This is a genomic window from Rhodococcus sp. I2R, assembly GCF_020889545.1.
Classification (GTDB): Bacteria; Actinomycetota; Actinomycetes; order Mycobacteriales; family Mycobacteriaceae; genus Rhodococcoides.
Genome location: NZ_JAHUTG010000001.1, coordinates 38031 through 58202, shown reverse-complemented (window position 1 = coordinate 58202; position 20172 = coordinate 38031). Strand labels below are relative to the sequence as shown.

The 20172-nt window shown below is 63.5% G+C and carries 17 protein-coding genes; 7 read left to right on the top strand and 10 right to left on the bottom strand.

The window, feature by feature from the left end; all coding sequences use genetic code 11:
- Nucleotides 1-9 precede the first annotated feature (9 nt).
- Genes KVY23_RS00275 through KVY23_RS00265 form a run of 3 tightly spaced genes read right to left on the bottom strand, consistent with a single transcriptional unit; the run spans nt 10 to nt 4432 of the window.
- The gene (locus tag KVY23_RS00275) at nt 10-1770 is read right to left on the bottom strand and encodes an ABC transporter ATP-binding protein (protein WP_230554796.1); all 1761 of its coding nucleotides are present in this window, start codon (nt 1768-1770) and stop codon (nt 10-12) included.
- Nucleotides 1767-3479, bottom strand: a complete 1713-nt coding sequence (locus tag KVY23_RS00270; protein WP_230554794.1) for an ABC transporter ATP-binding protein — start codon at nt 3477-3479, stop codon at nt 1767-1769. The genes KVY23_RS00275 and KVY23_RS00270 overlap by 4 nt, the downstream gene beginning before the upstream one ends.
- A gap of 8 nt (nt 3480-3487) precedes the next feature.
- The gene (locus KVY23_RS00265; RefSeq protein ID WP_230554793.1) at nt 3488-4432 is read right to left on the bottom strand and encodes a methionyl-tRNA formyltransferase; all 945 of its coding nucleotides are present in this window, start codon (nt 4430-4432) and stop codon (nt 3488-3490) included.
- A gap of 232 nt (nt 4433-4664) precedes the next feature.
- On the opposite strand from KVY23_RS00265, the gene KVY23_RS00260 reads away from it, so the two are divergent.
- The gene (locus tag KVY23_RS00260) at nt 4665-6020 is read left to right on the top strand and encodes a lysine N(6)-hydroxylase/L-ornithine N(5)-oxygenase family protein (RefSeq protein ID WP_230554792.1); all 1356 of its coding nucleotides are present in this window, start codon (nt 4665-4667) and stop codon (nt 6018-6020) included.
- 196 nt (nt 6021-6216) lie between these two features.
- Complete coding sequence (locus KVY23_RS00255; protein ID WP_230554791.1) at nt 6217-6414, top strand: hypothetical protein; 198 nt, start codon at nt 6217-6219, stop codon at nt 6412-6414.
- Nucleotides 6415-6574: 160 nt separating this feature from the next.
- Here KVY23_RS00255 and KVY23_RS00250 read toward each other — a convergent pair whose 3' ends face one another.
- Together KVY23_RS00250 and KVY23_RS00245 are read right to left on the bottom strand one after the other, a co-directional pair.
- A complete protein-coding gene (locus tag KVY23_RS00250) occupies nt 6575-7114 on the bottom strand; it encodes a carboxymuconolactone decarboxylase family protein (protein ID WP_230554790.1) in 540 nt (179 codons plus the stop codon).
- Between the two features lies 1 nt (nt 7115).
- Nucleotides 7116-7703: a peroxiredoxin gene (locus KVY23_RS00245; protein WP_206510751.1), complete on the bottom strand. Its 588-nt coding sequence runs from the start codon at nt 7701-7703 to the stop codon at nt 7116-7118.
- A 161-nt stretch (nt 7704-7864) separates the two neighbouring features.
- Between KVY23_RS00245 and KVY23_RS00240 the strand changes: the two genes are divergently transcribed.
- Nucleotides 7865-8821 (top strand): hydrogen peroxide-inducible genes activator, encoded by a 957-nt coding sequence (locus KVY23_RS00240; protein ID WP_230554788.1) that lies wholly within the window; start codon nt 7865-7867, stop codon nt 8819-8821.
- Here the strand turns inward: KVY23_RS00240 and KVY23_RS00235 are convergent.
- The 4 genes from KVY23_RS00235 to sthA all read right to left on the bottom strand — a co-directional run bounded on the left by KVY23_RS00235 (nt 8808) and on the right by sthA (nt 15096).
- Nucleotides 8808-11318, bottom strand: a complete 2511-nt coding sequence (locus KVY23_RS00235) for an RNA helicase (protein WP_230554786.1) — start codon at nt 11316-11318, stop codon at nt 8808-8810. The genes KVY23_RS00240 and KVY23_RS00235 overlap by 14 nt on opposite strands.
- A gap of 53 nt (nt 11319-11371) precedes the next feature.
- Nucleotides 11372-12409 (bottom strand): alpha/beta fold hydrolase, encoded by a 1038-nt coding sequence (locus tag KVY23_RS00230; RefSeq protein WP_230554784.1) that lies wholly within the window; start codon nt 12407-12409, stop codon nt 11372-11374.
- A 131-nt stretch (nt 12410-12540) separates the two neighbouring features.
- Nucleotides 12541-13518 carry a proteasome assembly chaperone family protein gene (locus KVY23_RS00225; RefSeq protein ID WP_230554783.1) on the bottom strand — a complete coding sequence of 326 codons (978 nt, stop codon included), beginning with the start codon at nt 13516-13518 and terminating at the stop codon, nt 12541-12543.
- A 162-nt stretch (nt 13519-13680) separates the two neighbouring features.
- The gene (sthA, locus tag KVY23_RS00220; protein WP_230554781.1) at nt 13681-15096 is read right to left on the bottom strand and encodes a Si-specific NAD(P)(+) transhydrogenase; all 1416 of its coding nucleotides are present in this window, start codon (nt 15094-15096) and stop codon (nt 13681-13683) included.
- A 154-nt stretch (nt 15097-15250) separates the two neighbouring features.
- On the opposite strand from sthA, the gene KVY23_RS00215 reads away from it, so the two are divergent.
- The 4 genes from KVY23_RS00215 (at nt 15251) to KVY23_RS00200 (ending at nt 19177) form a co-directional block, all read left to right on the top strand.
- Complete coding sequence (locus tag KVY23_RS00215; protein WP_230554780.1) at nt 15251-16336, top strand: S-(hydroxymethyl)mycothiol dehydrogenase; 1086 nt, start codon at nt 15251-15253, stop codon at nt 16334-16336.
- Entirely contained in the window at nt 16333-16959 is a 627-nt protein-coding gene (locus KVY23_RS00210; protein ID WP_230554778.1) for an MBL fold metallo-hydrolase, read from the top strand. The genes KVY23_RS00215 and KVY23_RS00210 overlap by 4 nt, the downstream gene beginning before the upstream one ends.
- 195 nt (nt 16960-17154) lie before the next feature.
- On the top strand, nt 17155-17883 hold the full coding sequence (locus KVY23_RS00205; protein WP_230555030.1) for a DUF5642 family protein: 729 nt from the start codon (nt 17155-17157) through the stop codon (nt 17881-17883).
- Between the two features lie 157 nt (nt 17884-18040).
- On the top strand, nt 18041-19177 hold the full coding sequence (locus tag KVY23_RS00200; RefSeq protein WP_230554776.1) for a DUF4192 domain-containing protein: 1137 nt from the start codon (nt 18041-18043) through the stop codon (nt 19175-19177).
- Here the strand turns inward: KVY23_RS00200 and galE are convergent.
- Entirely contained in the window at nt 19174-20166 is a 993-nt protein-coding gene (galE, locus tag KVY23_RS00195; protein ID WP_230554774.1) for a UDP-glucose 4-epimerase GalE, read from the bottom strand. The two genes, KVY23_RS00200 and galE, sit on opposite strands and share 4 nt — an antisense overlap.
- Between the last annotated feature and the right edge of the window lie 6 nt (nt 20167-20172).

Genomic DNA, 20172 nt, shown 5'->3' with positions numbered 1-20172 from the left:
TGGGTGTGCCTACTCGACATCCGTTGCACCTGTCCATGCCGACCACAGACGCGCGTACCGGCCGTCTGCTGTCACGAGATCGGAGTGGGTGCCCGACTCCACGACTCGACCGTGCTCGAGTACCACGATCGTGTCGGCGGACGCGGCCTGCGTCAGCCTGTGCGCCACGATCACCGTGGTCCGGCCTTCGGTCGCTGCTGCTGCGGCTTCTTCGAGCATGCGGGCTCCGCTGCTGCCGGCCTCCGCGGTTGCTTCGTCGAGAATGGCGACTGGGGGATCGGACAACACCAGCCTGGCCAGTGCGAGCTGCTGGCCTTGCGAGGCACTGAGCGGATGGCCGTTCTCCCCGATGCGTGTGTCGAGGCCGTCCGGCAGAGCCCGGACCCAGTCGGCGGCGCGGACCCGAGTAAGGGCATCCCACAGATCGGCGTCGTCGGCATCTGGGTCCGCCAGCCGCAGATCGTCGGCGAGAGGTCCGGCACTGACGTGCACGTCCTGCGACAGGATTGCTATGTGTCGTCGGAGTCGATCGGTGCCCAGGTCTGTCAACGGTATTCCGCCCAACGTGACCGAACCACTGTCCGGTTCGAGGGAACCGGCAGCGAGGAGCGCGGCAGTCGTCTTTCCGGCACCGGTCGAACCGACCATTGCCACTGTCTGTGCCGCAGGAACGGTGATCGTGACTGCGTGCAGAACCTCGCCGCCGGTGGGGTATCCGAATGTCACGTCGGACAACTCCAGCGTTGCATCCCCAGGCTCGGCATCGGTGCCGGTCGATCGCGTCGGCTTCATGCCCGCCACGCCGATCAGACGGTTGAGGCTGGCACCGGCCGACTGGATGTCGTCGAACAGGAACAGCACCGTGCCGAGCGGGTTGAACAGGCGATGGAACATCAACGTTGCTGCGGTGACCGCGCCCAACGATACGAGATCGCTTCGCATCAAGACGAATCCGGTGCACAAGATGATGGTCAGGCCCACCAGTTCCGCGCGGTTTTCCTTGCCGACGAATCGGGTCAGCAGTGTGAACGTCGCGATCGAGATGTCTCTTGCTCGTTCGGACTCCATCTCCACCGTTGCGATCGCGGAGTCTTCGCGGCGGTACGCACGCACCGTTCGTGCGCCTTGGATGTTGCTGATCAGTGCCTGGGAACGATCGCCCATCGCGGCGCGTTCGGCTGCGTATAGAGGGCCGCTGCGCGGTAGATACCACCGAAGTGCGGTGACGTACAACGGCAATGCCAGGCAGCCTGCCAGCCCGAGACGCCAGTCGATGCCGTACATCGTGACCACCGATACCGCGATCAACAGTGTCGCGTTCAGCACGGCGGGAAGCACCCCAGCGACGGCGCGGGTCACCTGGGACACATCGTCGCTGATGCGCGAGAGCACATCTCCACGGCCTGCTCGTTCCACTGTGCGGGTGGGAAGGGTGAGAACCCGTCCGACCACTTGTTCGCGAAGATGCGCAACCACGCCTTCACCCAGTTTCGCAACAAGGAAGGCCATCAATCCCGAGAACAGCCCGTTCACGATGGCAGCGATCAAGACCAGAACCACCACGAGCACGATCCGACTGGCCGGTGCGCCGGCGACGACCTCGTCGACGAGGCGCCCGAGAATCAGTATCGGTGCCAGAGCCGAGACAGCGGAGACGATTCCGACCAGGGGAGTGACTGCGACGAGACCGGGTCGGGCCGTGAGTTGTTCACGCAACCAGGACCAGGATTGTCCGGCGGTTGCGATCGGCAGACGGGTGTCGTCGGTCATCGCAGCACAGCTTCCGCGTAGTCGTCGGCCCGTTCGATGTGGACCGAGTGGGGTGCGTCCGCGGCGATTCGACCATCGCGCAGCACCACGACCCGATCGGCGACGGACAGTAAAGCAGGACTGCTGGTGACGATGATCGTCGTCTTCGGGGTCTGCGCGTTCGGCCCGTGACGAAGCGACGCGATACCCCGAGCGACGGTGTGTTCGGTGACGGAATCCACTGCAGTGGTGGGCTCGTGCAACACCAGTACCGGAGGCTCGGTGAACAGTGCCCGGGCCAGAGCGATACGTTGCCGTTGCCCCCCGGACAGGTTTGCGCCACGCTCGGTCAGTCGCTGTTCGAGTCCGTCTGCATGACTTGCGACTATCTGCTCTGCACCCGAAGCGCGGAGCGCTCCGTCGAGGTCTCGGTCCGTGTGTCCACGTCCGGCAGTGATGTTGTTCTTGACGGTGTCTGCGAACAAGTCCGAGACGTGTGGCTCGACGACGATCGCCGCTCGAACGTGGGAGAGCTCGATGTCCCGGGTAGGGGTACCTGCGAGCAGAACATCGCCGGCTATATCAGCGGGTGATACTTGGCCGGACAGGACGGCGACGATCGACTCGGCGTCCTCGGACGCGTACGCCAGAATTCCCACGATTTCCCCCGCAGCGATGTCGAGGTCTATTCCCTGCAAGGACCGGTGTGCGACACCGCGGAAGCCGAGATCGAGCCGCTGTCCGGTGATGCGCTCTGTGCCGTGGTTCAGAATTCGCCCCGCTCCGAGTACCTGGGCGACGCGATCGGCCGACGCCCGCGCGCGGGCGATGATCGATGGGGTCGAGGACAGCACACCCAGTGGTTCGATGAGGAACTGAGCCAGACCCACGACGGCGATCAACTCGCCGACGGTGATCCGCCCGGTGAGGGCGAAGTAGCCGGCAAGCCCGGCGACGATCGCCGCAACTACAGCGCTGACTCCGGTGGTGATGCCCAGCTGCGTCGCCAGCGATCGCGCGGTGAGCAGTGCCGCACGAAGGGCTTTCGCGCTCGCACGCCGGTAGCGGGTCGCTGCTTCGGTTTCCGCGCCGATACCTTCGATCGACCGATGCCCGCTGACCAGATCGGTGGCGAGTGCGGTCGCCTCGGCCACCGTCCGCTGTTGTTCAGCCGCGCGCCGGGTCACTCGCGGTGCCACGAGCTGAAGCACGGTGACAAAGATTGGAGTACCGACGAAGATGGCCAGCCCCAGCGGCACGTCGATGACCAGCAGCGCGACGGCGGTGGCAATGACCGCTGTCAGCGCGGCCGCGATGCGCGGGAACAGGTCCAGGAACCACGCCGACTGTTCGGCATCGGTACTGGAAATGGTGAGTAGTTCACCACTGCGGAGAGTTGTTTCCAGGCCCCGGGGGTCGAGAATTCGACCGGTGACTTCCATCCGGATGCTGTGCGCCTCGTGCTGCAAAGCGACGTTCAGAAACCGCATGCCGAACTGGTAGGCCATGGTCAGAGAAAGAAACAAGGCTGCAAGTGCGGCGATGGAGCCGATGAACCATGAGACATCGCCCGAGGCGATCGACGAGTCGATGATCCAGCCCAGCGTGATCGGAACTGCGGTCTCGGCCAACTGGTGGATGCAGATCAGCAGAGTTCCGATGCTCACGTTGCGCTTGTTGCGCGTCAGTGTTCGACGGACGATGCGCCCGCCGGTTACGTGGTTGTCCATGGCGACTCTCACGCCGTGGGCGTGAGATAGCCGCCGCCGGTCACGAAGTAGTCGAGCGCATCGAGATCGTCCCCACCTTCAGTGCGCACTCGGTCGATGACGAGTCCGTGGTTGGTGCCGCGGTGGGCGTAGGGGCCACAGACGATCACCATCCCCGTACCTTCTTTGATGAATATCCGGCCCGGCGTTCCGCCGTAGATGCCGTCCGAGACGTGTGCGCCGATGATTCGGATCCGCTGGCCTTTGTGGAAGGTGTACGCGTTGGGGTAGGGATCGGACATTGCGCGCACCAGCCTGTCCAGATCCTCGGCCGACCACGTCCAGTCGATGCAGCTGTCCGATTCATGCCGTTTGTGAAAGAAGGTCCGTTTCGACAGATCCTGCGGCGTCCATGTGGCCGTTCCGTTTTCGATGCTGTCCAGGGCATCCGACAGCACCTCGGGGATCAGCTCGATCGTCGCCTCGACGAGCTCGGTAGAGGTGTCCGTCGGCCCGATCGGCACTGCCCGCGAAGTGATGATGTCGCCGGTGTCGAGTTCACCGTCCATCCGGTGTGCAGTCAGCCCGGTCTCAGCGGCACCGCTGATCAACGCCCAGATCACGGGGGAGAATCCGGTGAACGCGGGCAGCAGCGAATCGTGCAGGTTCACTGTCCCGTACCGGGGCATCGCGAAAATTTCCGGAGGCAACCAGGTCCGCCAGTTGTTGGCGACGATGATGTCCGGTGCCCACTGTCGGAGTTGTTCCATCAACGCTTCGTCTGGACGCTTCGCCAAATGTACATCGATACCATGATCCCGTGCGAGATCCTCGACAGAATCGGACCAAATGCTCTCGTACGCTTGTTCACTGACTGGATGTGTCACCACCGCGACTACGTCGTGGCGCGACTTCACAAGGGCCTCCAAGGTCTTGTGACCCCAAGTCTGATACCCGAACAGCACTACCCGCATTGGCTCGTCTCCGTGTCTCTGGTCCGGCGAATTGGCATGCGCCTCATCGTGTATCTGGCTACCGAGGATCCCGTGCGGCGCGAACGATTCCCTCGGGCCGACAGTTAGGCTAGCCTAGCATCACAACATGGTCAGGTCGGTGCGCGCCGTGGCTCGCACGGCAGCGGAATCGACGAAAAAACCACACGCTGCACGCGCTATCGCCCGTGCTCGAACAGGATGACGGAGTTCGATGACAAGCCAGCTCGAAGACGCACCCAAGACGCACGACGGCAGTAGCTGCAACCCAACACTCGACGTTGTGGGGATCGGATACGGGCCCTCCAACCTCGGCCTCGCCATCGCGCTGCACGAACACAACTCGACACATGCAGCAGAAATTACAGCTGCATTCGTCGAGTCCAAACCTCGATTCGGTTGGCACCCAGGGATGCTCATCCCCGGAACCACCATGCAGATCTCTTTCCTCAAAGATCTGGCCCTACAGCGCAACGCGACCAGCGAGTTCACATTTCTGAACTACCTACACGAGATGGGGCGTCTGCATCACTTCGTCAACTATCAGACGTTCTTCCCTACAAGGATCGAATTCCACAAATACTTGGAGTGGGCCGAGAACAAGGTCGACGCCGACGTTCGATACAGCACCGTCGCCACACGTGTCCACGACCAGGGCGATCATTTCAGGATCGACACCGACCACGACGGTCATCTATCGACCCTGAAAGCCAGGAACATCGTGCTGGCCGGCGGGCTGACGGCAAAGCTGCCGCAAGGCGTGCATCCCAGTTCGCGGCAGTTCCACAATCACAACCTGCTGTTCGACCTACAGAAACTACCGTCGACGGACCACAATCGATTCGTTGTGGTCGGTGCAGGACAGAGCGCAGCCGAGGTCGCGTCCTACTTGCACAAAACCTACCCGCGTGCCGAGGTCCACGCCGTTTTCGGAAAATACGGGTACTCCCCGTCTGACGACAGCCCCTACGCCAACCGCATCTTCGACCCCGGTGCGGTCGACGACTACTACAATTCGCCGGTCGCACTGAGGAAGAAACTTCTCGACTATCACCGCGGCACCAACTACTCGGCCGTCGACCTACCGCTGATCGAGGAACTGTACTCGATCGAGTATGCCGAACGAGTCGACAACTCACGACGGCTCTTCGTGCACGGAGCATCAGGAGTCTTGACCGCCGACGACACCAACGACGGCGTTCGGGTTACGATCGAACACAGGCCGACTGGGCAAAAACAGGAATTCGACGTCGATGCAGTTGTCTACGCCACCGGATTCACCCCCATGGACCTACCCTCAATCCTCGGGCCACTGCACAACGACAACAGCAGCGGAGATGGGGATGATGCACGAGTGGGTAGAGACTACCAGTTATACACTGCGACACAGACTGTCGGCAAAGTGTACTTACAAGGGGGAACAGAGGACACCCACGGTTTGACGTCCTCACTGCTATCCAACATCGCGATTCGATCGGGAGAGATAGTCGATTCCATCGCGCGACGCATTACTCCGCCACCTACCACTGAGCCCGGTTTTTCATCTCGCGCACACTTCCAGCTCTCGTAGCATTTGACAGGCCGGATGTCGGAACGACGGCCCGAGTACGTGCCCGTAGCTGAGCGTGACGGCTCGTCCTTGTCGTAGATACAGGGAAGGCCAATTATCTGGTTGCGTAACACTTTCGACAGGACAGAGGCCGACTGCGATCACGGTCACCTACCCCAACGACGAAACGAATGACCCCAACGCAGACATCCCCGCGGTGAGAGGCGCACTTCTCGACCTGAATGGATACGACCCGGCACTTCAGGTCAGTGAACAACTCGCGTACCAGCGTGGAGTATCGGCAGCGGACTACTCCGACACGGTGTCGATCACTCCCACAGGCGACGGCGGGCCGGGGCTGTTCGTCACCGCACAGGCCCGGCACCGCAGGCGAGGCCGCCGAGGTGGCCAATGATGCCACTGCAATCGTGGTCGAGTTGTTCAACGCCGAGTCCACCGTGCCGGCAGACGTCGTCTTCCTTGCCGATATCGCCGAACCTGCACGCTGACCCACCCCAGGAGGAAGTCGAGCGAGGGCCGGGGACCGGGGAGATAGACCTCCCCGAGACGGTCCTCTAGACGGTCGCGCCTTCGAGGGTGCGACTGATCTCGACGGCCTGGCCGACGCCGGCGACGATCGAGGCCGCGCGAATGGCCTCGAAGATGACCTCGCGGTCGACTCCCTCGTCACGCAGAGTCTTCTCGTGCGCCTCGAGGCAGTGGTTGCAGCCGTTGACCGCGGACACCGCGAGCGAGAACAGTTCGAAATCGGCCTTGGCGATTCCGGAGTTCGCGATGATGTTCATGCGCAGACCAGCGCGCAGGTCGTCGTACTTTCCGTCCAGGTAGCCCTTGGTGCGGTAGAAGACGTTGTTCATGCCCATGATCGACGCTGCGCCGAGCGCCGCGTTGTACGCCTCGGCGGACAGGTTGTCCGCTGCCTCCTCGGCGATCTCCTTCAGCGTGGCGGCCGACTTAGTCGCTGCTGCGGTGGCGAGCAAGGTGCCCCACAGCTGCTGCTCGCTGAGAACGGTCGATCGCGAGATGGAACTGAGGTTGAGTTTGAGGTCCTTCGCGTACTCGGGGATCGAGCCCTTGAGTGAATCGATGCTCATATCAGACGCTCGCCGTCAGCAGTTCGCCTGCGTCGATGGTCGGGTCGCCCTTCTTCCAGTTGCATGCGCACAGCTCGTCGGACTGCAGAGCGTCGAGGACACGCAGCACCTCGTCGACGTTGCGGCCCACGGAACCTGCGGTGACGGAGACGAACTGAATCTCGTTGTTGGGGTCGACGATGAAGGTCGCGCGGTCGGCGACACCGTCGGAGTTGAGAACGCCGGCGGCAGACGCGAGTTCACGCTTGAGGTCGGACAGCATCGGGAAAGGGAGGGTCTTGAGCTCTTCGTGCTGTGCACGCCACTGGAAGTGCACGAACTCGTTGTCGACGGACGCGCCGAGGACCTGAGCGTCGCGGTCGGCGAACTCCTCGTTCAGCTTTCCGAATGCGGCGATCTCCGTCGGGCAGACGAAGGTGAAGTCCTTCGGCCAGAAGAAGACGATGCGCCACTTGCCGGCATGGTCGTCGCTGGTGACGGAGGTGAAGTAGTCGTCGGGCTGCTGTGCGTTCACCTTCGACAGGTCACCGCCGATGACGGCGGTGAGGTTGTATGCGGGGAACTGATCTCCGATTGTCAACAGGGCCATGGGTCCTCCTCTGTAGTGCTGCACACGTGCGCGCCGTACGGCGCCGGAATTTCGTAGGTGTGGTGGCGGCAAGACGCAACCGAGCGTCCGCGCCGACCTGGACGAGTGTGCCAAAAGTTGCTTCAAAGGGAAAGGTGATGGTTGGCACTACACTGATAGGCATGGCTGATCGAAGTTATCAACCCACACTGTCACAGCTGCGTGCGTTCGTCGCCGTGGCCGAGGATCGACACTTCGGTAGAGCGGCATCGAGGTTGAACGTGAGCCAACCGACACTGTCGCAGGCGCTGGCGTCGCTCGAACAGGGTCTAGGCGTCCAGCTCGTCGAACGCAGTACACGCACGGTGCTGATGACGACAGCCGGAGCCCGTCTCCTCGAACGGGCCACCGCCGCTGTCGTCGCCGCCGACGGATTCCTCGTGCAGGCGAGCGATCTCGGCGGCCAATGGTCCGGACCGCTACGGCTCGGACTCATCCCCACAGTGGCTCCCTATCTGCTTCCTGCCCTGCTTCCTGCCCTGCGCTCCGATCACCCCGATATCGATGCAGTCGTCGTCGAGGATCAGACGCGCCGACTCTTGTCCTCCCTGCGGTCGGGTGCGATCGAGGCCGCGGTGGTTGCGCTGCCGACCGATGAGGCCGGTCTGAACGAGATACCGCTCTACGACGAGGATTTCGTGCTGGCGGTGCCGGCAGGTCACCGGCTCGACGGGCGGACCGGGCTACCGTTGTCGGTGCTGAAGAACCAGCCTCTGCTGCTGCTGGACGACGGTCACTGCCTCCGCGATCAAACCCTCGATCTATGCCGTTCCGTCGATGCCGCGCCGAGGTCCAGCGACACCCGGGCGGCGTCGTTGGCGACCATCGTGCAGTGCGTCGCAGGCGATCTCGGTCTCACGCTGATACCCAGATCGGCCATCGCCGTGGAAACGGCGAGGGGGACGGTCGGCACGGCTGAGTTCGCGGAACCGAAGCCGGGACGCACGATAGGCCTCGTGCACCGCGCCTCTACCGGACGGGCCGAGGACTACATGGCCCTCGCGGCCCTCGTCACCCGGATCGGCCTCGACGTGGCACGAGCGAAGAGAATGCCCCCAGCACCGCTCAGCCGGCAGTGATCGCGATGTCGTCGAAGACGATCTCGCCGAGTGCGTCCGACTCGTCGATGTCGATGACGGCTCGCAGCGACCAGCCCTGATCGCCGTCGGGGTCTTCGATGGTTTGACGCGCCGACGCGGTGCCTCGGCCGAGTGTCAGCTCGAAGAGCGCGGGCCCGCGTGCTGACGCGCCGGTGCCGATCTCGCCGTATTCTGCGAAGTACGGCTCCAATTCGACCTCCCAGTCGGGGCCGTCGTCGAGTTCGTCGAGAGCGGCCCACCTGCGTGTCGCCGCGAGTTCGATGCGCTTGAAAAGGGCGTTGCGTACCAGTACGCGGAAGGCACGCGGATTCGCTGAGATCGGCCTGGGTGCATCGCCGCCGTACGGTTCGGGCCGCTGGTCCGGCTCGGCCGACGGATCGGTGAGGTTCTCCCATTCGTCGAGCAGGCTCGAATCCACCTGCCGCACCAGCTCGCCCAACCATTCGGTGATGTCCTGCACCTCCTCGGTGCGCGACTCGGGCGGAACGGTCTGACGCAGCGCGCGGTAAGCGTCGGCCAGGTACCGCAGCACCAATCCCTCCGAACGAGTGAGCCCATAATGGCTGATCAGCTCGGCGAACGTCATTGCCCGCTCGATCATGTCGCGGACCACGGACTTCGGTGACAGTGCGACCTCGGTGAGCCACGGGTGCCCGCCGAGATAGATCTCGAAGGCGGGGAAGAGCAGATCGGCGAGAGGCTTGGGCCAGGTCACCTCCTCGAGCAGTTCCATGCGTTCGTCGTACTCGATGCCGTCTGCCTTCATCTGGGCGACGGCCTCACCTCGGGCGGCGTGCTGTTGCGCCATCAGGATTTGCCGGGGATCGTCGAGTGTCGACTCGATGATGGACACCACGTCCAGTGCATGGGTGGGAGATTGGGCATCGAGTAGTTCGAACGAGGCCAGAGCGAAGGGGGACAGGGGCTGATTGAGCGCGAAATCGGGCTGCAGATCGACGGTGAGACGGGCATGGCGACCGTCGGCGTCGGGTTCGTTCAACTGCTCGACGATGCCGGCCGCGACCAGTCCGCGGTAGAGCGAGATGGCTCGCAGGATATGTGCGCGTTGCGCCGGTCGGGTCTCGTGATTGTCTTCGAGTAGGTGCCGCATCGCGGTGAAACAGTTGCCGGGCCGGGCAATCACGTTGAGCAGCATGGCATTGCTGACGGAAAAGCGCGAGACGAGCGATTCGGGGCTGGCACCGACGATGCGCTCGAAGGTCGGTTCGCCCCAGGAGACGAAACCGTCGGGAGCTTTCTTGCGCTGAACTCGCTTGAGCTTCTTGGGGTCGTCGCCCGCCTTGGCGACCAGACGCGCATTCTCGATATCGTGTTCTGGAGCCTCGACCACGACTGTGCCGAGCGTGTCGAAGCCGGCACGTCCCGCGCGTCCGGCGATTTGATGAAATTCACGTGCTCGAAGCTTGCGGGTACGGACGCCGTCGTACTTGGTGAGTCCGGTGAAGAGCACCGTTCGGATCGGGACATTGATTCCGACGCCGAGGGTGTCGGTGCCGCAGATGACCTTGAGATGGCCGTCCTGCGCAAGCTTCTCCACCAGGCGCCGGTACTTCGGCAACATGCCCGCGTGATGCACGCCGATGCCGTGGCGGACCAGTCGCGAAAGTGTGTTCCCGAACCCAGTGGTGAATCGGAACGCTCCGATTGCCTCGGCGATCTGCTGTTTCTCCGCCTTGGAGGCAACGTTCACGCTCGTCAGCGCCTGAGCTCGTTCCAGCGCAGAGGCCTGCGTGAAATGTACGACGTAAACCGGGGCGAGATGAGTTTCGACGAGCTCCTCGATGGTCTCGCTGATGGGCGTGGTGACGTAGGAGAACATCAACGGCACCGGACGTTCGGAACCGGAGACGACGGTGGTCGCTCGGCCGGTGCGGCGCTGGAGATCGTCACGGAAGAACGAGACGTCGCCGAGGGTGGCGGACATCAACAGAAACTGTGCGTGCGGTAGCTCGATCAGTGGAACCTGCCATGCCCAGCCGCGGTCCGGTTCGGAGTAGTAGTGGAACTCGTCCATCACGACCTGGCCGATGTCGGAATTCGCGCCCTGACGCAGCGCCAAGTTGGCGACGATCTCCGCCGTCGCGCAGATGATCGGGGCACCGGAATTGACCGAGGCATCGCCGGTCATCATTCCCACGTTGTTCGCGCCGAAAATATCGCAGAGAGCGAAGAACTTCTCGCTGACGAGAGCCTTGATCGGGGCGGTATAGAACGACCGCTTCCCGGCGGCCATGGCTGCGAAGTGCGCGCCGACGGCCACCATCGACTTTCCCGACCCCGTGGGCGTGGCGAGAATGACGTTCGAACCCGACACGAGCTCGATCAGCGCCTCTTCCTGGGCCGGGTAGAGGGTCAACCCGCGTTCAGTCGTCCACGTTGTGAAGATGTCGAAGAGCGTGTCCGGATCGTGCGCCTCGTCGGTGGTGGGAGCGGGGATCAGTTCGGAGAGGAGCACGCCGTCAAGGCTATGGTGTTGGCCCACTGCGTACGTCATCGGCCCTGCTCGCGTCAGGTTGCGCTGCGCTCGTCCGAACCCATGGCGCCGAGGACGGCGAGACGCGTACTCGCGTTGCCGGAGATCTTGTCCTCGCCGATACCGGCGACCAACAGGTTGCGCCAGCGTGATTCGTCGAAGTCCAGTGTCGTGGTCGAATCGAAGAAGTCTTCGAGCACGCCCAGGAACCGGATCGGGTCGTCGCGAAACGGAAAGTGCCCGGATCGTTCGAAGACGGACAGGCGCGAACCGGGCATCGCTGAATGAGCGAGATGTGCGTGTGCGACGGGAATGACCGAATCCTGGTCTCCCCAGACGAGCAGCACCGGCAGATTCTCCGTGAGATAGCAGCGATCGAGCATCGTCACCACCTGCCCCCGCCAGTCGACGACGGCCCGAAGGGTACGCAGATAGGCCTCGTGCGCCGTCGGATCGGGGAGCCCGCTGAGAACCCGGATCAGATCGGGGGTGTCGTGCAGAATTGCACCGGGGCGCAGGGGAGTGTGGTTGAGTCTGCCGATCACGTCGCCGGCCAGGCGGATCATCGGTAGTGCGCCGGGCAGTCGTAGCAGCTTGACGACCTCGCTCGCCAACGGAAGCGAGGCAATTCGAAGAAGTGGATGCACGTCCTTGGTGACGCCCCCGGAAGAGACCAGAACGAGCCGATCGACCATCTGGGGGAACTGGTACGCAAACTGCATCGCGACCCCGCCGCCGAGCGAGTGGCCGACGACGGTGACGTGCTCGATGGCCAGTAGCGAGAGCAGATCACGCATACCGTTGGCGTATGCCGCGACGGAGTAGTCGGCGCGGGGCTTGTCCGAGCTACCATGACCGAGCAGGTCCGGAGCGATCACCGTGTAATTGCGGGCAAGGTGTGGGATCACCTCTCTCCACGTCTCGGAGTTGTCACCGATTCCGTGGATCAACAGCAGTGCAGGGCCTTCGCCCACCATTCGAAAGGCACGTCGATACCCGTGCACCGTGCGGTACTCGAGCCGCGGTTCGGCGTCGGGCACCGGACGGAGCTTGCGCATGCGCGGGTTGCTCATCTCGCCTCCTGGTTCGCTACGCGAAGGGTTTTTTCCTCGCTACGCGACTGGTGTCTAGCTCACGACTCTTGCACGAGAAGGTGCGATGCGCGAATTGTGCCGACATCCAACCAGTGCCTTGGAAGGGTCGATCAGCTGTCCGTCTCGGGATCCGGCCCTGGATCCTCGGTGGGCTTCTGATCGGGCTCGGCCTCGAATCCACCCTGTTCCGCCAGGAACTTCTCGAACTCGGCACCCAGTTCGTCGCCGCTGGGAATACCCCCGTCCCCGGCAAGGAGCGTGGACTGCTGTTCCTGGGCCGCGACATAGGTGTCGTATTGACGCTCGAGGGCCGTCACGACCGACTGCACCTCTTCGTTGCCCGTGATGTGCTCGTCGACCTGCTCACGGACGCGGGCCGCGGCCTGCCCGAGTGCCACGAGGGGAAGATCGAGCCCACCTGCTTCGCTGACGTTCTCGAGCAGGGTTTCCGCGGCAGCGGGGTAGTCGGTTTGTGATAGGTAGTGCGGAACGTGCACCGAGTAGCCCATCGACTCGTGACCGTGCTGGGCCAACCGGAGCTCCAGCAAGGACGATGCGCTTCCCGGTACCTGTAGTTCACCGGACCAGCTCTGGTCTTCCGATACCAACTCCCTGTTGGAGGAGTGTGCCGTCACGCCGAGGGGGCGCGTGTGCGGAATTGCCATCGGGATCGAACCGAGTCCGATGGTTCGTCGAACCCCGAGTTGCTCGGCGAGCAACCGGACCGCGGTGGTGAACTTTTCCCACCGCAGGTCTGGCTCCATGCCCGCAAGCAGAAGAAACGGAGTGCCGGCGTTGTCCTTGACCGCGTAGAGATTCAACTCGGGGGCGTCGTAATCGGAGAAGTGATCGGACTTGAAGGTCATCGTGGGACGGCGTGAGCGGTAATCGATCAGCTCATCGACGGCGAACGAGGCAACCAACTCCGATTCCAAGGTGTCGCGGAGATGCTTCGTCGCGAGCTTGACGGCATGACCGGCGTCCGAGAAGCCTTCCAGCCCGTGCACGAGGACCGGGCCGACACCGTCGTTGGACGAAATCTGCGGTGCAGGAAACTCCAGCTCGTACATACTCGACTGCTCGTCCATGCCGTACCCCCTTTCGTTGGTTCGCGCCAGGCGTTCGTTGCGCCGGGCCGAAACCGACTCGAACAAGAATACCCGGCTTGGGCGCACGGTTGGTGCATGCCAGACCCGTCGACCCGTTATCGATGAACAACGTCGTCGAGCATCTCGTTCATTCCCTCGAGGTCAGGCCTTGAAGCTCTCCAGCGCGCGAATCTTGTTCGTGACGTCGAGGGCGGCGACCTTGTACGCCTCCGACAACGTCGGATAGTTGAAGACGGCATCGACCAGATACTCGACGGTGCCACCGCACCCCATGACTGCCTGCCCGATGTGGATGAGATCGGTGGCGCCCGAGCCGAAGATGTGCACCCCGAGCAGTTTCAGATCCTCGGTGGAGACAAGAAGTTTCAACATCCCGTACGAGTCGCCGGCGATCTGGCCCCGTGCGAGCTCGCGATACCGGGAGACACCGACCTCGTAGGGCACCGAGTTCTTGGTCAGCTCCACCTCCGTCGCGCCCACGTACGACACCTCGGGGATGGAGTAGATGCCGATTGGCTGCAGGTCCATCAACCCCTTGCTCGGCTGGTCGAACGCGTGGTAGCTGGCCAGGCGTCCCTGGTCCATCGATGTGGCCGCGAGAGCGGGGAATCCGATGACGTCACCGACCGCATAGATGTGGTCGACCTTGGTCTGGAAGTTGTCGTCGACGAAGATGCGGCCCCTGGCGTCCGCTTCGAGGCCCGCGTTCTCCAGTTCGAGCGACTCCGTCATGCCCTGACGCCCGGCCGAGTACATCACCGCTTCCGCGGGAATGCGCTTGCCGCTGGCCAGCGTTGTCACCGTGCCGGACGCACCGACGTCCACTGCGGTGACTGCCTCGCCGAAGCGGAACGTGACCGCGAGATCGCGGAGGTGAAATTGAAGCGACTCGACAATTTCACGGTCGCAGAAATCGAGCATCGAATCGCGTTTCTCCACCACCGTCACCTTGGAGCCCAGGGCCGCGAACATCGACGCGTACTCGATCCCGATGACCCCGGCACCCACCACGACCATGGAACTGGGAATGAACTCGAGATTGAGAATTCCGTCGGAGTCCAACACTCGGTAATCGTCGAATTCCACATCGACGGGTCGGGCGGGCGCGGTACCGGTCGCGATGACGACGTTCTTCGCGGTGACAGTGACACGTTCCCCGCGTTGCTCGTCGTCGACGACGATGGTGTGCGGATCGGCGAATCGTCCGGTGCCGGTGATGAGTTCGATGCGGTTGCGCAGCAACTGCGATCGGACTACCTCGATCTCCTTTCCGATCACGTGGGTGGTTCGGGCAAGGAGGTCGGCCGGGGTGATGTTGGCTTTGACACGGTATCCGGCGCCGTACAACTCCCGCTGGTTCATGCCGGTCAGGTACAGCACGGCCTCGCGCAGCGTCTTGGACGGAATTGTCCCGGTGTTGACGCACACGCCACCGAGCATCGTTCCCTTCTCGACAATGGCCACGCGTTTGCCCAGCTTGGCCGCGGCGATCGCAGCTTTCTGGCCACCCGGGCCTGATCCGATCACGACAAGGTCGTATTCCATCGCTACTGACATGGCTCATAAGTACTCCGCGTGTGCAAAGCCCATATGCCGCACGGGTCACGAACTCGTGAACACCCGACACCGGCACGAGTGCGAATGTGGCCACTGTTGCATGGATTGTGGAAGTGTTGATGGCGATAGAAACGAATCGATAGTGGAGGAAAACATGCCGCAGCAGGTCCGGGCCGTCGTTGCCAAAGCCAAGGGTGAGCCGGTGTCGATCGAGTCGATCACGATCCCGGATCCGGGACCTTTCGATGTGGTGGTCAAGATCGCCGCATGCGGTGTGTGCCACACCGATCTGCACTACCGCGAGGGCGGTATCAACGACGAGTTCCCGTTCCTGCTCGGTCACGAGGCTGCCGGCACCGTGGAAACCGTGGGTGATGCCGTAACGCACGTCGAGGTCGGCGATTTCGTGGTTCTGAACTGGCGCGCGGTCTGTGGGGAATGTCGGGCATGTAAGAAAGGAAAGCCCTGGTATTGCTTCGACACCCACAACGCCTCGAAGATGATGACGCTCGACGATGGCACCGAACTCTCACCCGCCTTGGGTATCGGTGCCTTCGCAGACAAGACCCTCGTGCACGAGGGCCAGTGCACCAAGGTCGATCCCCGATCCGATCCGGCTGTGGTGGGCCTGCTGGGATGCGGCGTCATGGCAGGCCTGGGCGCCGCGATGAACACCGGCAACGTCTCGCGCGGTGACTCGGTGGCCGTGATCGGCTGCGGCGGCGTCGGAGACGCCGCCATCGCCGGTGCCCGACTGGCCGGCGCGACCACGATCATCGCTGTCGATCGGGACCCGGGCAAGCTCGAGTGGGCAAAGGACCTCGGCGCCACCCACACCGTCGACGCCTCGAAGGTCGATGCCGTGGAAGCGGTGCAGGAGTTGACCGACGGATTCGGCGCCGACGTGGTGATCGACGCGGTGGGCCGCCCCGAGACATGGAAGCAGGCCTTCTACGCGCGAGATCTGGCCGGAACGGTCGTCCTGGTGGGCGTTCCGACCCCAGAGATGACCGTCGAGATGCCGCTGATCGATTTCTTCTCGCGTGGTGGGTCGCTGAAGTCGTCGTGGTACGGCGACTGCCTGCCCGAGCGCGACTTCCCGATGCTGGTCGACCTGTACGAGCAGGGGCGGTTGCCGCTCGAGAAGTTCGTGACCGAGCGAATCGGGATAGAGGACGTCGAGGCGGCCTTCGAGGCGATGCACCAGGGCACCGTCCTACGTTCGGTGGTGGAGCTGTGAGCATCCGGGTCGAGAAGGTAGTCACCTCGGGCACGTTCGCCCTCGACGGTGGCGAATGGGATGTCGAGAACAACATCTGGCTGATCGGGGACGACTCGGAGGTCGTCATCGTCGATGCCGCACATTCCGCTGCACCGATCATCGATGCCGTCGGTGGGCGGGTGGTCAAGGCAATCGTGTGCACGCACGGGCACAACGATCACGTCACTGTGGCTCCGGAGCTCTCACGAGAATTGGATGCACCGGTTCTGCTCCATCCGGCGGACGACATGCTCTGGGAACAGACGCACCCGGGGGGCGCACACGGCTCGCTCGAGGACGGACAGCGTATTTCGGTTGCCGGGACGGACATCCTGGCAATGCACACACCCGGGCATTCTCCGGGGTCGACGTGCCTCTACGTCCCGGAGATAGGCCGTTTGTTCTCCGGGGACACCCTCTTCTCGGGTGGGCCGGGCGCAACGGGGCGTTCCTATTCCGACTTCCCGACGATCATCGGTTCGATCAGGGATCGGCTGTTCTCCTTGCCCGCGGAGACGAAGGTGTGCACCGGGCACGGAGAAGGCACCAGCATCGGCGAGGAGTCTCCGCACCTCGAAGAATGGATCAAGCGAGGCAGCTGATGCCGCGGCTCTGCTCGACCGATCGGGGCGACACTCCGCTGCCACCGGCGCGCACCCGAGCAGAGCCGAGCGCGTGAGAAGCTGAACCGGTCACCGTCGGCATTCGTTCGTCGCGACGGCGTCGGGCAACACACACCGTCTTGGACCGGAGGATCACTCGTGCAGCGCCGATTCGTACTGCGTCACCACCCGCTCATGGCCGCCCTGGCAGGTGCGACCGTGATCGCGCTGGCCGGATGCAGCACCGACGTTTCCGGCTCGCCACAACCGGCCCAGCAGGGCGGTGTCTCGGGGCAGGGTGGTACGTCGGAGCCAGGCGGTGAGGATTCGGGTGGGACATCGCAGGGACAGGCTCCCGCGGACGAGGTCGATCTCGGAGCCCTGCTCGTCGATCCTTCGGTGTTTCCGCCGCCCTACGACGCCATAGTTCTTCCGCCGCAAGCTATCACGCAGGCCTCTCCGGACCTGACGGGTATTCCGGCCGGCGCCGAGGTCTCGCCCGCCGGGTGCAAACCGGTCGATGTGCAACCGGAGCGGGCGGCAATGATTGTCGGGACCGACAACACCGACCGGGCGACGATCTCGGTGGAATTGATCGCAGTCGACGAGCCACTCTCGGTCCGGGAGGAGCAACTCGACGCATGTGCAGAGGTGACGGCCACGAAGTCGGGGGCGACCTCGACGATTCGGTCCACCGTGACTCCCGCGCCACCGATAGATGCCGACGACACCCTGGCGGTGCGTCAGACCGTGTCCTCGGGCACCGGGTCCGATTCCGTCACGCAGTCGATGTTGACACTGATGGCTCAGGTGGGCGACGTCCGTATCTCTGCCACGTACATGTCCTTCGATGACACCGCGCCGGATGCGGCCACCCTCGACGAGATTTTCACGACCGCAGTTCTGAAGGTCAAAGCAGGCTGAACTGCGGTTCCGCGCTAGCACGGAGGTCCGACAGACATCACGTGTGAGGACCGCGCCGACCGGCACTTGTCCACAGGCGGTGCGGCCATCCACAGGCGATCTGTAGCCCCAGGTCGGCGCCGCCCTGATGCATGGTGCCGTGTGCAGGCTGTGCGTCATGACGACTCATCCGGATACACCCCGCTCATCGATGTCCCGGCCGCAGATCGCCGGAGCCCACGAGCTCATCGCCGCAGTGCCGGCGTTCCTGGGATTCGTCCCGCACCGGTCACTGATACTGATCGGTACACGCGAATCGAATGTCGGAAGTGTCACGGTCGACACCGTGATGCGCCACGACATGAGCCTGCCGAGCGAGAGCAATGTCCGAGTGCTCGGCGGCGACGCCCGTCAGCCCGTCACCTCCGAGATGGCCGAGGCGATCGACCATTTCGCGGACGTGTGCGCACGCAACGGTGCGAGCGCTGCCGTGGCGGTGATCGTCGACGATCGCGCGGTGACGGCGATGGGTTCGAACGTCGATCGGCGGCTGCGTGCCGTGGCCGCGCGACTGGGTGAGACTCTGCGCCTGCGTGGTACGACGTTGACTGCGGCCTATCTCACCCGCGAACTCGTGTGCGGTGCCCGGTGGATGACGGTGACGGGACCGGTCGACGGCGGTGTGCTGACCGATCCCGCACTCTCTCCTGTCGCTCTTGCGTACCTACTCGAGGGCCGCAGGACACACGACTCGCGGGAGACCTTGAAGCACGCGTTGATGCCTGTCGACACAGCGGAGAGTCGGGAGGTCGCCGAGTGCATGACCCACGCGCGGCGACTCGACCGCGCGTGCGACCGAACTTCACTCGAGTCACTCCTCGGGCAGCTCGCCTCGTGGGCAGCCGAGCCGCCCGATCGCCCAGCCGTCGTTGCACTGGCACCGGCGAAGACGGCCGAGTTCGGTATCGCATTGACCAGCGTCATGGTTCGAGACAGTCTCCTCGCGATGACTCTGACCCGATTTTCCGATATCGCCGAGCAACTGTGGCTGTTCCTGATGAAGATGCTACCGGCGCCGGAGCGCGCTTGTCCCGCAGCACTTGTCGGCTTCAGCGCCTATGCCCGCGGCGAAGGAACGCTCGCGGCGCTCGCGATCGAGATCGCACTCGACGCCGACCCCGACTACTCCTTGGCGCGGCTGCTGGAGCGGTCGCTGCTGGCGGGGGCGCGACCGGGCATGATTCGTGAAGTAGCGCTCAGCGGATATGCCGTGGCAGAACTGTGCGGCGTACGTCTACCGCCGCCGCTCGACTAGATCGACGGCGTCCGTGCCGCGTGTGATCGATCGCCGAGGTTTTTCAGGAAGGTCCAGGCATCGGAGACGATCACATCGAGTTCGGTGAACTGCGGAGTCCAGCCGAGCTCCGCCATCGCACGCTCGCTCGACGCGATGAGGACGGCGGGGTCACCGGCGCGGCGAGGAGCATTCTCGACCGCGATCGGTAGATCCGTCACTCGAGAACACGCGTCGATGACCTCGCTGACCGAAAAGCCGGTCCCGCTGCCGAGGTTGTAGATGCGGTGGGTGCCGGGCTCGGAGGACTCGAGGGCGAGAATGTGGGCCTCGGCCAAGTCGGACACGTGGATGTAGTCACGCACGGCCGTACCGTCCGGGGTCGGCCAATCGGTACCGAAGACGGATATCTTCTCGCGCTGTCCGAGGGCCGTCCGCAGCACGAGGGGTATCAGATGTGTCTCTACCACTCTGTTTTCGCCGAACTCACCGTATGCCCCGGCAACGTTGAAGTATCGGAGGCTGGTGGCTGCGAGACCGTAGGCGTCGGCGTAAGAGGTGATCGCATGGTCGATGGCCAATTTGGTCGCGCCGTAGGGATTGGTGGGCGCAGTGGGCATCGATTCGGTGATGGGCGTGTGCTCGGGTTCGCCGTACGTCGCCGCTGTCGAGGAGAACACCAGTCGCGTGGTGTTCGTTTCGCGCATCGCGTCGAGCAGAGCCAGCGTGGTGACGACGTTCCCGGACCAGTATTCCGCGGGAGAAACGACCGACTCGCCGACGAGCGATCGAGCCGCGAAGTGAAGAACGCCGTCCACGTCGCCACCACCTAGGACCGATGACGCCACGTCCTTGATGTCGGCCTCGACGAACGTGGCCTTCGGCGGAACAGCGTCGCGATTGCCCGTCGACAGATTGTCCACCACGATCACCTCGTGCCCACGATCGATCAAAACCGCAGCACAAACACTTCCGACGTAACCCGCGCCGCCGGTCACCACTAGCTTCACTCTTCG